The following is a 15,416-nucleotide window of genomic DNA, read 5'->3' on the forward strand; positions in this document are numbered from 1 at the left end:
TTTTTTAATTTGTGTATCCGGGGTTTTGTGTTATTACATCGTTTATGTCCATTTCCTTTTGTGGAACAGGCCAACAGTAATCGCGAGCTGGATTGAATTTGGCAACCTGCCCATAGTCTAATGTTTCCCATTCACCTGAATTTTCGTTGAGGTAAAGCATACCCTCAAGAAGACCAACCTTTGCTTCGCCAAGTTCCCATCTATTAAGGTCGTATAGCCGAAGACCTTCAAAAGCTAGTTCCTTGACGCGTTCATCACGAACTATTTGCCGGAGTTCTGACTGTGTTTTCCCTTCGGTAATAGCTGGCATTTCTACTGTTGGTCGTTGTCTTATAGCATTAATGGCATCATAAACGGAAGTATCAATTTCATTAAGCTCAATTTTAGATTCTGCATACATTAACAATACATCGGCATACCTAATCAATATCATATTTATATCACCTAAGTCTGGGTTCTGCACAAATGTTTCGTAATCCACCCATTTTTTCAGATTATAACCATATATAGTAGCCCACTCACTACCACTAACTCGGTCGGGAGTGCTGCTGTAAGGCCAAGAATTATAAGTGTTGTTGCCAATGGTCTGTCCGGTATAATATACATTAAAAGCCCATCGAGGGTCTTTGTTCTCATAGGGGTCATCTGGGTTGACAGGTCCGATATATTCGTATTTCTCAAAAAGCCCCATCATAGGTTCAACGGTAGAATTACCACCGATAGATGCAGCTGAATATCCAAAGTTGTTGTAGACATTCCCTCCGACGGCATATTGCCTATCAAATATTATTTCCGATGAATTCTGCCCTGCAGACTGAAAAAGCGCTTCGTAATCAGGGTACAAGCTATAAACTCCTAAATTAATTACGGCTAAAGAAGCATCTCTGGCCAGTTCATATTTGTTATTACGAATGGCTACCCTTGCTTTAGTGGCTAAAGCAGCGCCATGTGTAACTCTACCAAGATTATCATTGTTGTAACTCATAGGCAATGCCTCACTATTAATAATATTTTCTAATTCATTTAGTACAAAATCTACGATTTCTTCCTTGGAGTTAGTAGGGCGCTGGTCATTAACATCAAGAGGTTCTAGGATTAAGGGGGCATTACACCAAAGACTGGAAAGCTGCATATAATAATATGCTCTTAAGAATTGAGCTTCGGCTTTTAATCTTGCCATAACATTTGGGTCGCCCTCTTCTACACGACTTATATTCGCTAGAACGTCATTAGCCTTTCGAATACCGCGATAGTATCTTTCCCATATTCCGGTGATTGTGGAATTTGACGGATCTATTTCACCAAGGCGTACGTCATTAAAAGTAGGGATATTTGAGGCAGATCTAAAGCCTATATCAGTAATGCCATCTAGTTCTATAACAGATTGGGGGTTGTCAAGCTCATTGTAAATAGCGTTAACGGCTAAAATAGCATCGCTTTCAGTCCTCCAATAAACCGTCTCTGAAACCGCACCGGTAGGTTCAATATCTAGTCCTTCGTCTAGTCCTTCAGTACACCCTAAGAATAGAGCTAAGACCATTAATAGTAATCCTTTTAATATATCTAAATTTTTCATAATATTTTATTTATTTCTTAAAATACCACGTTAAGACCAACACTTATTGTTTTTGTATGAGGAAAGAACTGACTTCTTCCTCTAGGAGTTTCTGGATCAAATAACTTTTGAGCAGTTATCGTGAGCATATTTTCTCCAGAAATGTATAATCTAAATTTTGAAAAAATATCTTGCCTAAAAGTGTAGCCTAGCTGAAAATTCTTTAGTCTAGCGTATTTGCTGTTTATTAGCCAAAAATCTGATTTGACGATATTCCATGAGTTCCCCGATGTGACCAAAGGCCAATCACCATTTGGGTTTCTTTCAGGGTGATATGTGCGTTCTGCCATTTCTTTGTGAACGAAGTTTTGAAAAACTGGACCTTCAGGTATTGAGCCATCCAACAAATGTTGCTTTTTAAGTACACCTTGCCAAAACATTGAGAAATCGAAACCTTTAAATGAAGCATCGAACCGTAAGCCGAATTCATACCTTGGATCCTCATTACCAATGATGACCTGATCACCTCCCGGAGCAATGGATTGTGTAATTTGACCATCTCCATTTACATCTTCATAAATGATGTCTCCTGTTCCCACATTTGGGTTGATGGTCGCTGGATATTCAGCCAAATCTTCATTGGTTCTATATAGACCAGGAGATGTGAGGCCCCTTAAAGTATTGATTGAATGACCTTCTGTCCATATAGAAAAGTTGTCTGGAAAAAATGGACCAGCACCATTTAAATCCTCAATTTGATTAATAACATCGGTAAAGTTTAACCCTATTGAATAATTGAAGCCATCTGGTTTAAAGACACTTTGGTAATTAATACCTATTTCATAACCATTGTTCGAAACCGCCGCGGCATTCTGTACTGGGGGGTTAACGCCAATGGTGCTAGATATAGGTAAGTCAAGTAAGATGTCATCCGTGTATTTCCAGAAATATTCGGCGACCAATGATAATCTGTTATTCAAAAAAGAGGCATCAAGACCTATGTTAGTCATGGTTGAGGTTTCCCAAGTGATATTTGGATTTCCAGCAGTTCTTATAGCAGAACCGGATACTACATTTCCACCAAACTGATAACCTTGATTTAAATCGTAAGTACTCCTAAAACGGTTTAGTCCAATGTTTTGGTTGCCCAATTGCCCCCATGATGCTCTTAGTTTGATATTGCTGATAAAAGTGTCTTCTACCAAATCTTCAATAAAAGCTTCGTTTGTTATGTTCCAACCCGCAGAAATAGAAGGAAAGATGCCCCATCGGTTACCATCACCAAACCTTGAAGAGCCATCATACCTTATATTACCTTGAATGAGATATTTATCGTTGAACGAATAGTTCAATCTACCAAAAAAGGACCTAAGTCTCCATTCTTGATTATAGCCACTGATTCTTTGATTATCAACCGCACCCGCATTTAAATCTCTTAGATTATTATTAAAGAAATTTTGTCGACTTGCTACAACATTCTTGAATTTGTTATGAATTTCTTCGTAACCAACAAGTGTCTCTACATCATGATTGTCAAATTGTTTATCATAATTAAGATATAGTCTTTGGCTAAGCTCTCTTCTAGTGTTTTCGGTTTCTGAGAGTTCGTTAGTTGCAAACCAACCTGATACAGCGACAGGTTTATCCGTGACATAGTTTTTCATACCTGCTAGGCTATTCATGAAATGAGAAGTAGACTGATTATCAATTTTATAGGTTACATTACCTTCCAGAGATAAGTCTTCCATTATCTTATATTCGAAACCTCCTTGGGCAACAACATCATCGGAAAGTCTATTGGTTTCGCCTTCATTGGCCATAGCATGCGGGTTCCAATAGCCAGAGACCAAATCGTATGTGCCATCAGGATATTCCATGACTACATTTCTATTAATGTGAAGTAGACCTTGAATGATTTGTGACCCGGCAACACCACTCCCGTTTATAGCATGGCCTGGACCGGAAAAATTACCATTACGGTACAAAAGTCCTAATTTGAACGTTAACTTCTCACTGGCAAACATATCTGCATTGATTAGCATGGTAGTTCTTTTGTTATTGAAATTTTGAATAATGCCATCGGAATCATTATAGTTTAATGATGCAAATATTCTACCTCTTTCGTTTCCACTGGAGATAGAAAACGCATGTTGTTGCATGAGCGCACTTTTGTTGAATATTCCATCTTCCCAATTGGCCCAAGGAAATTCGTAAGGTTTTGTACCTGCTATAGCATTTTCAATGTATTCCTCAGAATAAGTGGGAGTACCTCCTGCATTTACCTGAGCTTCATTTTCCAGTCTTAACCATGATTCGGTATCAGCTTTCTCTGGAAAAAAACTAGGGTTCTGAACCCCTACAAAAGCATCATATGTAATTGTGATACCTTTTGCCGTACCTCTTTTTGTGGTTACCAATATTACTCCGTTGGCCGCTCTTGAGCCATAAATTGAAGCAGATGCAGCATCTTTTAATATTGAAATAGATTCTATATTTTGCGGTTCTACCGAACCTAAAGACTGTTCAACCCCATCAATTAAGATCAGTGGATTTGAGTTGTTTAAAGTCCCAATGCCTCTAATTCTAATGTTTACATCCTCTACTCCTGGCGATCCTCCTTTGTTTTGAATAGTCAAGCCTGGAGATTGACCCTGCAAGGTAGTTGCAGCACTGGTAACGGGTCTTTGAGTAAGACCTTCCCCGTCAACTGAACTTATGGCTCCAGTAACTTTGGCTCTACTTTGTGTGCCATAACCTACTAATATAACTTCTTCTAAGCTGGCAGCATTAGCAGACATAATTATTGATAGATTTGACTGACTGGCAATAGCTACTTCTTGAGTAGAGAATCCGATGTATGAAATTACCAATATGGCATCTTGGTTTACTGTAATAGAAAAGTTTCCGTCGAAATCTGTCTGAGTGCCATTCGTTGATTCTTTTTCAAGAATGTTTGCTCCTGGTAGGGGTCGACCATCTGAATCCTTAACAATTCCCGTAACTTGCTGCTGTACTTCTTTTACGTTTGAAACCATCACATTGGGAGTGTATTTACTTGTTTTTGCCTCTGAATTTTTATTAGTTAATATTATTTGCCTATTTAGCGTATGATAATCAATGTTAGTGTCGTTGAATAGAATTTCAAGAACTTGATCGATTCTACTTTTTATTACATGTATTGTAACTTTGCGTTGCAAATCCAGCTTATCGCTCTCATACATAAATCTAAATTCTGTAGTAGTTTCAATTTCATTTAATACTTCTTTAAGGGTGACATTATCAAAATCTAAACTAATAAAGGTATTTTGATTATATGTGTTTGCATATATATTACATAATGAAATTAATAGAATTAGAACGGAGAGTTTAGTTTTTGTACAAGGCTTTTGGGAAAACCCGGTCAATAATTTGCTCATTTGGTTTTTTTTATACTTAGTTTGGATAATTATGAATAATAGTATAATTGGTGATTTATGTGAAAATTTAACCGCATTTGTAGATTTAATGCATAGATTCTTTTTAACTTATGAATATAATCCCATCTACAATTTTGTAAGTAAAAGGTTGAATTTTCATCAATGACTTTAAGATATCTTCTATACTTTCAATGTTTACATTTAGATTGGCGTTCAGCATTTTTGAGGCAAGTTCTTTATTATTGTTTTTGATAATGATATTGTATCTACGTTCCAGTTTTTGTGATATTTTACTAAAAGGTTCATCTCTGAATATTAGTTCTCCTGTAATCCATCCAGTATATATTTCTACATCAACCTCCTCAATTGTTGTATTATGATTGGTTTTATTCCAGCTCCCTTGGTTTCCTGGTTTTAAAATGGTACTTTGATTAGGGTAATAAGAATTGGTCATATCTACTGATCCTTCGATAAGGACAGTATTGATTTCTTTATCTTCAGGGTACGATGTTATATTAAACTCTGTACCAAGTACCTCTACTCCAACGGCATCGGCATTTACGATGAATGGATGTTGCGTGTCTTTGGCTACTTTAAAGTAAGCTTCACCTTTAATATATACCTCCCTTTTTATGCCTTTTAAAAATTTGATTGGATATTTTATCGTAGTTCCTGAATTTAGGTGTACGAAGGTGCCATCAGATAACTCGATATTGAAAATTTTCCCAAGAGGTACTTGTAGTTCATTGAATATGACTTCATCAATCTCAGAATTTGGGTAATACCGTATAGTATTGTGTCTTTGCAGACCTATCGGTTTCCCGTTAAAAGAAATATTTCTTTTAACGTCGGTTTCATCAATGGAAGTGGTATTAGTATTGTCTACTCTTAATGTTATAGAATTTTCAGAAGATTCATAAGTTGGTAATACGTACTTTTCTTTTTGAAACATAAAAAAGGCGGAAATTATCCCGATAAATATTGCTGCATATTTCAGAGCCGATTTCATAACAAGAGTGGATTGGGTTTCCTTTTTGGTTATTTCAGCTTTTATTGTTGTCCAATCTTTAGAAGTGTCAACCTTATTTAATAGAAGAAAAGACTCATTTAACAAGCCTTTATTATAAAGCTCATATATAATCTGCTTATCGTCATCGGAAAGTTTCTTTAGGTCTTCTGAATCCAACTTACCTTTCATTTTAAGATGCTCTAAAGCCAATTTTAATTGCTTTTCGTTTGACATTTTTAACGTTTATTTTTTTAAGTCGTGTAAATACTGTTTTAGGGTGACAGATAATTTAACTTTTTAACAATAAAAAATAAATATTCGTGCTTTATATGTGTGTTTAAATATAAATAGATAGGTTTATCATTGAATTAATGAGGAATTATTTAATTTTCTATAAATTAAAATCAACAGGTATAATGAATTTACAGCCGTTAAATGTAGAAGATTTAGAGTTTTTTTTTAGAGAGAACTATGCTTATTTATGCTTAGTTTCTTTAACTATTGTTAAGGATTCAGATGTTTCTAAGGATATCGTACAAGATTTTTTTATATCTTATTGGGAGAGAAGAAATCGTGTTAATCTAACAGTTTCTTTTAAAGCGTATTCTGTAAGAGCTATTAAAAATTTAAGCCAGCAACATTTGAGAAATATTATAAAAGAAGAATCTTTCATTCAAGAATTAGCTTACAATAGGAATATTGATCAAGAGGATATTAAAGATTCCAGCAATATACCGGTACTGTATGATATGGTGAATAAATTGCCTAAAAAAAGAAGAGAAATTTTCATATCTTATGTAGTCTATGGGCAAAGTTATGCTGAAATAGCAGAAGTTAATAATATTTCTGTGAATACAGTGAAGACACAGATGAAGCGTGCTTATCGTTTTCTAAGAACAGAAACTAATCCTGATATTCTATATTTAATATTCATAATTTTCCTTAAATATTATGAAAATCAATAGGGTTTTTAATTACAATAATTTTATAGTTTAAGGTTGTGGATAAAGAGTAGGGTTTTGAATAATTTTGTCTAACCTGTAAAGCGGTTAGTTTATAATTTATGATGTTTTTTGTGGAATAGCGGTTAGGGTAGTGATGTCATATGAAGAACCTAGCTACGATAGGGGCTATTTAAGGTTTTTAATAATGTTCCAAAGTACATGTAAATAGAAGAGTAGTAATAATGGTTTTTATACGTTTAAACTTATTATATTTAGGGAGATGTCATGAAGGAGCTGTCCAAATTTGTAAAAGAACCAAGAAAAGAAGTTAGCCCAACAAAGGTCAGGAGTGACATTTACTATAACAGGTAAAACAAAATAGGGTGAAGTTAATCTTAACCTTTAGATAATTGATCAGGTACCAAAAATGTTTGGACATCAATTAAATCCTGCAAGGTTATAAGAACTTGAAAAGAGATGAGCTATAGTATATTATAGATTTTCTTGCTATAGTTTGCTACAGAAGAAACCATTGGTCTATGCGAATTTATGTATAATTAAACACCAATCTATAACATAAGGTTGAATTGATTTTTTTTCCAAAATGAGTCATTAAACAGTTACAGGATTCAGGGGAAATCAAGTTTGTTGGTCACCTTTACCACAAGGAGAATTAGTTCTTAATCTAACGTGAAGTCCTGTTTGGAATAGGTGTTATGATATGTGGTAAGGATGTTGGCTGTCAAATTTAATTCATTTAATTGGTAGAAATAGGCAGGTCTTTATTCTTAAGGAAATTAAATGGTGCCATCTTGAGATGATCGTACATAAATTGAATATCTGCCAAATAAATTATAGGTACTCAGTTATCTCAACAAGTGGTAATGTTATGTACTAGAATTGCTAACGTATAAAATAATAGATAAAAGATGCTTAAATTGAACAGCTTTGTTCTTATTCAACTACGAATCATATTTTTTATGTGGCTCAGTTGCCACATAGCCCTATCACAGGAAAAGCCGAATATTATTTTGATAATGGCAGATGATCTTGGATATGAAACTTTAAGCGTAAATGGTGGTAGTAGTTATAGTACCCCAAATTTGGACCAATTAGCTCTAGGGGGAATGAGGTTTGATCAATGCTATGCAACACCTTTGTGCACTCCTTCACGTGTTCAAATTATGACCGGGAAGTACAATAACCGTAATTATATTGGGTTTGGTTTATTGGATCCCTCTGAAAAAACTTTTGGACATTATCTTCAAGACGCCGGGTATGAGAATTTGGTAGTGGGCAAATGGCAATTACTTGGTAATTCGGTACAACAAAAATTAGCGGGTAATAGAGCAGGGACCACTCCAGAAAAAGCTGGTTTTGATGATTATTGCCTTTGGCAGATCAATACGCTTGGGTCAAGATATAAAGATCCCACCCTAAGTTCAAAAGAAGGAGGTGTAGAAACTCATACAGGTAAATATGGACCTGATATATTTGTGGAAAAGATATTTACATTTATAGAGAAAAATAAGAATGATCCTTTTTTTATCTACTACCCTATGGTGCTGGCACATGATCCTTTTGTACCAACACCAAGTAACCCTGAATTTTTAAATTTTGACGCTAAATCCGGTACAAATGACCCAAAATATTTTGGAGAAATGGTTGCTTATATGGACCATATTGTTGGTAAACTTGTGCAGAAGGTGGATGACATGGGGATACGGGAGAATACTTTGATATTGTTTGTTGGTGATAATGGAACTGACCGTGACGTTGCATCTAGATTTAAAGGAAGTTTGGTGCAAGGAAAAAAAGGATATACCACTAATGCCGGAACCCATGTTCCATTAATCGCCAATTGGCCACGAAAGATTGCTGCAGGCATGGTCAATAAAAACTTGATCGACTTTACCGATTTCTTGCCTACACTTTTACAGGTTGCCAATGTAAAAGAAAAGAAGTCTATGGCTCTAGATGGGGTTAGTTTTTATCCTCAATTGTTGGGTGATAATTCTGATATTAGGGAATGGGTGTTTTGCCACTATGACCCCAATTGGGGGAAATTTAAACCTCAAAGTTATGTTCAGAATAAAAAATGGAAGCTTTATGATAATGGTGATTTTTTTAATTTAGAACAAGATAAATTGGAAAAGAACCCTATAGATATTTCAAGTGTTACGAGAGAAATAGATGCTATTGTAGATAAATTTAAAAATGTGTTGAATACCTATAATAAATAGGTTGAGGTCGTATTTGAAGTGTAACTTTGTTTTAATCTGAAGTAGATTAAATTGAGCAATTTCTTGATTTTCGTGTTGTAATGAAACATTACTGTACACTATGAAAAAATCAACTTTTTGTTTTCATTTAGTTTGCCAATTAATGCGTATTCACCAGAGAGAAAAAAAGAAGTTACTATGTCATATTTATTATGGCCAATAATCTTATCACCATAGCGGTATCATTATATGAAAATATAGTAATAATATACCACTTGGTACTAATCAACTACTAAAGAAAGGTTTTTTAAGCATATCTGTAGTTTATCATGATGAGAAAAATAGAACTTGGACGAATGATGATTATGCAAAGGTTTTACATTTTGATGATGTTGACGACTTAAAGCCATATGAAAACCCTGATTTTTAGGATGAGTATACAGAAGGTGGTTTTATTTTGTAGCGCCGGAGACGACCTTGTGTGAATGAAAGGTCTAGTAGATCTTTTTAGCAACGTGCGAGCTGAAGCGTTGGGATTCGAATCCCGCAGGTATAACGAAAAAAACCACCCGGAGGGTGGTTTTTATTAGTGGAGCCGGAGGGATTCGAACCCTCGTCCAAACAAGCAATTAAAATGCTTTCTACATGCTTAGAATCTGATTAATTTTCGATGTGTACCTGACCAGAAACCGCCTAATACACACTTATCTTCTTAAGATTTTGGTGGTGTCGCCAAAGTGAGCGGACACCCTTATGTTGATTTTTCTGGTGCTCCTATAAGAATCGCCATCAACAAGGGCTATTCAGGAACATCTCGCTTCCCTACCTTGTAGGGACGAGGCTAATCTTACTATAATTCAGATTAAGCGGCAAGAGCGTAATTGTTTTCGCCAATTAAAAGTGTGAAAAATGAGATTAACGAGCTGTTTCCCAGCGCTCGACATGCTTACATTCCAACTGGTCTCGCTGTCAAAACCGGTCGGCCCCAATATGTAAATGAACTTTAATGTTAAATTTTAGCGTTATCAATAAGCTAATAAATAACTGGTAGCAAAGCTAATAAAACTTTAGCAACCACTATAATTTTTATTTTGACCTAAGCCAAGTGTTTCTAATTGTATAATTTAGTACAATATTTATACCAAACCCATATGAAGTTCGGAATCATTAGAGAACGTAAGAATCCGCCAGATAAGCGTGTTGTTCTATCGCCTAAAGCATGTCAAAAAGTCCTGAATACACATTCTAAAGCAGAAATTATTGTAGAGCCCTCCCCAATTAGGGCTTATACAGACGCAGATTATCAAGATTTTGGAATCACCGTGGCAGATGAAATGAATGATTGCGAGGTGTTGTTAGGCGTTAAAGAAGTGCCTATTGATGCCTTGATTCCTAATAAAAAGTACTTTTTCTTTTCTCATACCATTAAAAAGCAACCTTATAATAGAGACTTGCTTCGTGCTATTTTAGATAAGAATATTGAAATGTACGATCATGAGGTAATTACCAACAAAAAAGAACAACGTGTTGTTGCTTTTGGTAGATATGCCGGTATTGTAGGTGCATATAACGGATTTCGCGCATACGGACTCAAATACGATGCTTTCAAACTACCAAAAGCAAATGACCTGACTAATCAACAAGCTTTAATAAACGAACTTAAAAAAATCAAGCTCCCAAATATAAAGGTATTGCTTACCGGCAAAGGTAGAGTAGGTAATGGGTCTAGGGAAATGTTGGTCGGTATGGGTATGCGCAGGGTTAATGTTACCGAATATTTAGAGCAAACATTTAATGAACCCGTGTATTGCCAAATAGATGCGGGAGAATACAATAAGCGTAAGGATGGTGTACGTGGTAATAAAGCTGATTTTTTCGCAAATCCAGAAGAATACAAATCCAACTTTGTTAGGTTTGCCAAGGTGACCGATTTCTATATTGCGGGTCATTTCTACGGACAAGGAGCTCCTTATTTGTTTACTAGGGAAGATGCTAAGGACAAAGATTTTAAAATTAAAGTAGTTGCAGATATAAGCTGTGATATTGACGGACCGGTAGCTTCTACCATAAAACCATCTACCATAGCCGATCCCATTTATGGTTATGACCCAACAACGGAGTCTGAAATAGATTTTAAAAATGCAGATGCCATTGCGGTTATGGCGGTAGATAATTTACCGTGCGAATTGCCAAGAGACTCTAGTGAAGGTTTTGGTGAGGCTTTTATAAAAAATGTAATTCCTGCTTTCTTCAATAATGATAAAGACGGAGTTCTGGAAAGAGCGCGAATGACCAAAAACGGGAAGTTGACAGAGCGTTATGCATATCTACAGGATTATGTTGATGGTAAAGAATAGCTAAACCTTTCATATTAGTTTATAGGTTGTTTCAGCAAGAATCGGTTTTTGATTTCTAAACTTGTTACCGTAAGTATACCCAGAGTGTATGCCAATAAATCTTGAATGCTGAAATAGTTTCCGAAAATTAAATTTGCCCATTTAGAATGTTCAAGTCCAAAAAAACTTAACATGGTGGTGAGCTGTAAAAATTCTATGGCATATGCTATTAGTAATGTGACAAGGCCAATGGCAATGTCACTTGCCTTTACGAAGGATTTAAAAAAGAAAAACATGAGAATAACTACTAAGTAGTCTCCGAACGTGTGTCTAATGAACCCTGATTTTAAGAATATGGCAATCAAGATTTCGATTGCTAGCAGTACAAGAAAGTATATAAAATAGATACGGTTGAATTTGAATTTCATATGTTGACTATTTAATCGTTTATAAAATAGAGGTATAGCATACTTATTGGGCAGTTCAAAATCAGTAAGATAAGTGTCATGGTATGCTCTTGTATATCCTTAGAATACCTAAGCACATTTACCAAAATAATAATCAACGCTATACAGGTAAGGATGATATAGCTCAGATATAGCATAATACCTATACCTGTAGTGAACTCGGTTTCTGGTATTAAGGCAATACACAGCAGTAAAGTTGAGAGTAGAAAATAAAATGAAACTACTCTAACAATTCTTCGGTTCCATTTATGTTTAAATAAGAATATCATTTTAAGTAGTTTTGCACGAGCTGAACTAATGTATATTCTTGCCACGCTTTTTCTGATTGTAGGTTGATATATTCTTCGTGTTTTTCTAGAACACTAATTTTCAAATCATAGTTTACGCCCTTTTTTTTTGCGTAATTGTATAACTGAATGCTATTGGTGTCTCCCAAATCCAAGAGGTAATGAATATCAGGGTTTTCAAGTGTGTTTAAATTAAAATAGGTAATAGTTCTATCCCACGGTACTGCAGCACTGATTACCAAAAGGGTAAATACCGTAGCAATATTAGTACGCACCAAATAGATTAAACTTTTTATCTCTGCTACCTTTATATAAGCTGTTATTAATCCGGTAAGGGTAAGTAGTAGGTATACGAATACACCAATACGTTTATAGGTAAGACCTAAGGCTTCAATATAGGTGAAGTTCTTGTAAGATGTAAAAACGAGTAGTATAATGTTTAAGGAGATCCAAACATAGGTAAGCGTTTTTATTTGCGTATTCTCTTTATAAAAATTGAGGTTTCCTCTAAAGAAATAAAGAATTAATATAATGGCCAGTACTATAGAGAACATTAGCGCATACACCCCTTGGTGCACAGAAGCCGAATATTCTGCATTGGAAATATCAGTATTTTGAAAAAGATAAATTCCGTCTGTTACTAAAAAGAATACCAGTAAAAAATTAAGGGCTATAAAGATAATGGAGCCTAAGGTGTGTTCACTTTCTAACTGCTTTTTTTGACCTATAATTTCTATTTCGGTCGGAGTATTCAATTCGTTTTTCTGTGATGCATCGACGGCTATTAATTCTTTTGCATCTAATGGGCGTAGTATATTTAGAAATATAACATAACCCAGAAATGTAAAGAATACCCATGATATGCTGATAAAATCAAAATTGATTTGATCCACAAGATTACCAAAAACGGGATTCGCATTTTTGTACAGCGCAGCGAAAACAATGAGTAATATACCTGCAAAAAAGCCGCCTTTTAAACGATTAAGTAATTTTGGTGATGTCTCCTTTTTTACATCTTTTTCTTCTACTGAATTTTGTCTTTGAATGAAATTCGCAATACTTGCTATTAGTAGGTTCATGAAGCCTAAAAGCCAAGTAAGGTATAATGAAGTTTGGTTAGAAATAGATTTGCCCACATAGACCATTAATGCCATAAAATGAACAAATATGGTAAACCCAGTAGGATTGATCAATACAAAAATGGAAGTAAGAACGTAGGTGAGGGCGTAAACCCAAGAAGTAGAACGTTTAGCCTTTAGCGTAGAAATAAGTACGACTACCAATATAGATATTAAGAATAAATTTAGACCGAAGCTCTTGCTGTAAAATAGTAGGTTAAAGGCTAGGGCGGATAAGAGTGATTTTATGTGAACATTCATAATATGATGTATTTAAAAAGTTATTAATGATTTGATTTTTACTAAAGCTAGTAGGAGATAAAAACCCATAACTAGCTTTATAGTTGGGTAAAGTTTGGTGATTTTAGTTGTGTTTGAATTCATATGTTTAAGGAATTAAAAATGTTGACTTTATTCGTGCTGTGGGCTGATGCAACAGTTTTTGAAAATCTAATTGATGAAAGGGTAAGGCTGATTTTCCGCAAGAATATTTTGATTGGAAATACATCCAATACTCCGGATACAGTATAGCGCCTATTAATATGACCGTAAATAAGTAAAGACTTCTTTTTCCATTTCCCATTAAATAAAATTGCATGCTTATTTCATCTGGTACCGTAATTCCGGTTCCTGTGAGTACATGAAATACATCATGACTTTCTAATTTTTCTTGCAACTGAAAACTGTTGGCGGTTAAAAACTTTCCCATATGATAACCTAAAGAGTTACTTGGGTACTTTTTTAATTCTTCTGCATTGAACTGCCAAGCTTCATTTTTCTTGAAGTATTGATAAGGCGTAACGCTCCAATTATATAATTTTTCTAAAATGGTCGTTCTCATGATTTATATTTTAAAAGTACTTTGAAATTCAAAGTAAAATGATAAAAAAATATACTATTTACCTATTAGTTTTTCTAAAGCATTAATGTGCTTTTTAAACTGTGCTTTACCCAATTTGGTTGCTGAATAACGTGTGTTAGGTTTTCTGCCAATAAACTGTTTTTCAACCTTTATGTATTCTTCCTTTTCAAGTGCTTTAGTGTGGCTGGCTAAATTGCCGTCTGTTGCACCCAATAACTCTTTCAACATTTTAAAGTCGGCATAATCGTTGACCATTAGTATAGACATAATGCCCAAACGTATTCGGTGGTCAAAAGCTTTGTTTATATTATCAATTAAACTCATATATCTATAACTAGGCTGATCTTAATTTCTGTCGTACTTGTAATACATTAAAGAACCGTAAAGAATGTGGCAAACGCCAAAACCTAGAGCCCAAAAATACAACCCATATCCTATAAATTGAGTGCTAATTATGCCGATTGCTATAAATGCCAAACCCATATAACGAACATCGCCCATCGTATATTTACTGGCATTTACACAGGCCAGACCATAAAATATAAGTGTTGCAGGTGCCACTAGACCTGCTGCTCCTTGCTGCATCAATACTAAGCAGAAAAGACCCCCCACAATTAACGGTATAGCAAAATTGAACACCAGTCTCTTACTAGTGCTGTCCCAAATTTTCTCGCCGCTTTTTTTAGATTTTTTCAAGGTCATAACGAACCCGGTAATTACTGCTGCCACCAAAACGGCAATAGCAATTAACGTTAGGTCGCTAACAGTATCTGAACCCCAAAGTGATGAAGACTTACCAGAAAAATTTTCATAGTTGGAAGCTGAGGTATCTTTTAGTTTAACATAAGCAAAGCCTGCACCAATTAATGCATAGATTCCGGCAAGTACTCCAGAGAGTCCGCTTAATGAAATAAATCGTGAAGAACGATTCATAATATTTTTGATTTCGGTAATATCGTTTAGATACTTATTCGCCTCCATATTAAAGTACTTTGAAATTCAAAGTTAAATTAAATTTTTGATTCTGAACTAATTTAGTTGAAAAAAATAATTTATAATTTGGTATCTTGTTATAAAATGAAGATTGAAACCTATTAATTTATAAGTCAAGATATAGCATAGAAACAATGGTTTCTATCAATCTATAGAAATAATGACAATTATATTTACGGTGTAATAAGGGAATTTAAAATTCAAATA

At 34.8% G+C, this 15,416-nt stretch carries 12 protein-coding genes and 1 other RNA gene; 3 read left to right on the forward strand and 10 right to left on the reverse strand.

Annotated features, from left to right (window positions below; genetic code table 11):
• Positions 1–4: 4 nt before the first annotated feature.
• The 3 genes from BW936_RS06700 to BW936_RS06710 form a co-directional block, all read right to left on the reverse strand.
• The gene (locus tag BW936_RS06700; protein ID WP_076547530.1) at positions 5–1,576 is read right to left on the reverse strand and encodes a RagB/SusD family nutrient uptake outer membrane protein; all 1,572 of its coding nucleotides are present in this window, start codon (positions 1,574–1,576) and stop codon (positions 5–7) included.
• Between the two features lie 17 nt (positions 1,577–1,593).
• Positions 1,594–4,971, reverse strand: coding sequence for a SusC/RagA family TonB-linked outer membrane protein (locus tag BW936_RS06705; RefSeq protein ID WP_208611109.1), 3,378 nt, complete (start codon positions 4,969–4,971; stop codon positions 1,594–1,596).
• A 103-nt stretch (positions 4,972–5,074) separates the two neighbouring features.
• Positions 5,075–6,214, reverse strand: a complete 1,140-nt coding sequence (locus tag BW936_RS06710) for a FecR family protein (protein ID WP_076547531.1) — start codon at positions 6,212–6,214, stop codon at positions 5,075–5,077.
• A gap of 182 nt (positions 6,215–6,396) precedes the next feature.
• Here BW936_RS06710 and BW936_RS06715 point away from each other — a divergent pair, with 182 nt between their 5' ends.
• Together BW936_RS06715 and BW936_RS06720 are read left to right on the forward strand one after the other, a co-directional pair.
• Positions 6,397–6,945 (forward strand): sigma-70 family RNA polymerase sigma factor, encoded by a 549-nt coding sequence (locus BW936_RS06715; protein ID WP_076547533.1) that lies wholly within the window; start codon positions 6,397–6,399, stop codon positions 6,943–6,945.
• 959 nt (positions 6,946–7,904) lie between these two features.
• On the forward strand, positions 7,905–9,167 hold the full coding sequence (locus BW936_RS06720; RefSeq protein ID WP_076547535.1) for a sulfatase family protein: 1,263 nt from the start codon (positions 7,905–7,907) through the stop codon (positions 9,165–9,167).
• A 566-nt stretch (positions 9,168–9,733) separates the two neighbouring features.
• Here BW936_RS06720 and ssrA read toward each other — a convergent pair.
• Positions 9,734–10,133, reverse strand: a transfer-messenger RNA (tmRNA) gene (ssrA, locus tag BW936_RS06725).
• 164 nt (positions 10,134–10,297) lie between these two features.
• Between ssrA and BW936_RS06730 the strand changes: the two genes are divergently transcribed.
• Complete coding sequence (locus BW936_RS06730; protein WP_076547537.1) at positions 10,298–11,503, forward strand: NAD(P)-dependent oxidoreductase; 1,206 nt, start codon at positions 10,298–10,300, stop codon at positions 11,501–11,503.
• A 14-nt stretch (positions 11,504–11,517) separates the two neighbouring features.
• Here the strand turns inward: BW936_RS06730 and BW936_RS06735 are convergent, their stop codons facing one another.
• The 6 genes from BW936_RS06735 to BW936_RS06755 all read right to left on the reverse strand — a co-directional run bounded on the left by BW936_RS06735 (position 11,518) and on the right by BW936_RS06755 (position 15,197).
• Positions 11,518–11,910 (reverse strand): ribosomal maturation YjgA family protein, encoded by a 393-nt coding sequence (locus BW936_RS06735; RefSeq protein ID WP_076547539.1) that lies wholly within the window; start codon positions 11,908–11,910, stop codon positions 11,518–11,520.
• A gap of 11 nt (positions 11,911–11,921) precedes the next feature.
• Complete coding sequence (locus BW936_RS19445) at positions 11,922–12,218, reverse strand: hypothetical protein (protein ID WP_143744061.1); 297 nt, start codon at positions 12,216–12,218, stop codon at positions 11,922–11,924.
• Entirely contained in the window at positions 12,215–13,615 is a 1,401-nt protein-coding gene (locus tag BW936_RS06740; protein WP_084181995.1) for a DUF4153 domain-containing protein, read from the reverse strand. Before BW936_RS06740 ends, BW936_RS19445 begins: the two co-directional genes overlap by 4 nt.
• A 127-nt stretch (positions 13,616–13,742) precedes the next feature.
• Complete coding sequence (locus BW936_RS06745; protein WP_076547543.1) at positions 13,743–14,195, reverse strand: hypothetical protein; 453 nt, start codon at positions 14,193–14,195, stop codon at positions 13,743–13,745.
• A gap of 54 nt (positions 14,196–14,249) precedes the next feature.
• Entirely contained in the window at positions 14,250–14,540 is a 291-nt protein-coding gene (locus BW936_RS06750) for a winged helix-turn-helix domain-containing protein (protein WP_058103726.1), read from the reverse strand.
• Between the two features lie 21 nt (positions 14,541–14,561).
• On the reverse strand, positions 14,562–15,197 hold the full coding sequence (locus BW936_RS06755; RefSeq protein ID WP_076547545.1) for a hypothetical protein: 636 nt from the start codon (positions 15,195–15,197) through the stop codon (positions 14,562–14,564).
• Between the last annotated feature and the right edge of the window lie 219 nt (positions 15,198–15,416).

The sequence above is a fragment of the Maribacter ulvicola genome, from assembly GCF_900155985.1.
In the GTDB taxonomy this organism is placed as follows: Bacteria; Bacteroidota; Bacteroidia; order Flavobacteriales; family Flavobacteriaceae; genus Maribacter; species Maribacter ulvicola.

Excerpts from the sequence above, each read along its gene's own strand:
- BW936_RS06755 (WP_076547545.1), bottom strand. The coding sequence starts at position 15,197 with ATGGAGGCGAATAAGTATCTAAACGATATTACCGAAATCAAAAATATT.
- BW936_RS06730 (WP_076547537.1), top strand. The coding sequence starts at position 10,298 with ATGAAGTTCGGAATCATTAGAGAACGTAAGAATCCGCCAGATAAGCGT.
- BW936_RS06700 (WP_076547530.1), bottom strand. The coding sequence starts at position 1,576 with ATGAAAAATTTAGATATATTAAAAGGATTACTATTAATGGTCTTAGCT.
- BW936_RS19445 (WP_143744061.1), bottom strand. The coding sequence starts at position 12,218 with ATGATATTCTTATTTAAACATAAATGGAACCGAAGAATTGTTAGAGTA.
- BW936_RS06705 (WP_208611109.1), bottom strand. The coding sequence starts at position 4,971 with ATGAGCAAATTATTGACCGGGTTTTCCCAAAAGCCTTGTACAAAAACT.
- BW936_RS06745 (WP_076547543.1), bottom strand. The coding sequence starts at position 14,195 with ATGAGAACGACCATTTTAGAAAAATTATATAATTGGAGCGTTACGCCT.
- BW936_RS06740 (WP_084181995.1), bottom strand. The coding sequence starts at position 13,615 with ATGAATGTTCACATAAAATCACTCTTATCCGCCCTAGCCTTTAACCTA.
- BW936_RS06735 (WP_076547539.1), bottom strand. The coding sequence starts at position 11,910 with ATGAAATTCAAATTCAACCGTATCTATTTTATATACTTTCTTGTACTG.
- BW936_RS06720 (WP_076547535.1), top strand. The coding sequence starts at position 7,905 with ATGTGGCTCAGTTGCCACATAGCCCTATCACAGGAAAAGCCGAATATT.
- BW936_RS06750 (WP_058103726.1), bottom strand. The coding sequence starts at position 14,540 with ATGAGTTTAATTGATAATATAAACAAAGCTTTTGACCACCGAATACGT.
- BW936_RS06715 (WP_076547533.1), top strand. The coding sequence starts at position 6,397 with ATGAATTTACAGCCGTTAAATGTAGAAGATTTAGAGTTTTTTTTTAGA.
- BW936_RS06710 (WP_076547531.1), bottom strand. The coding sequence starts at position 6,214 with ATGTCAAACGAAAAGCAATTAAAATTGGCTTTAGAGCATCTTAAAATG.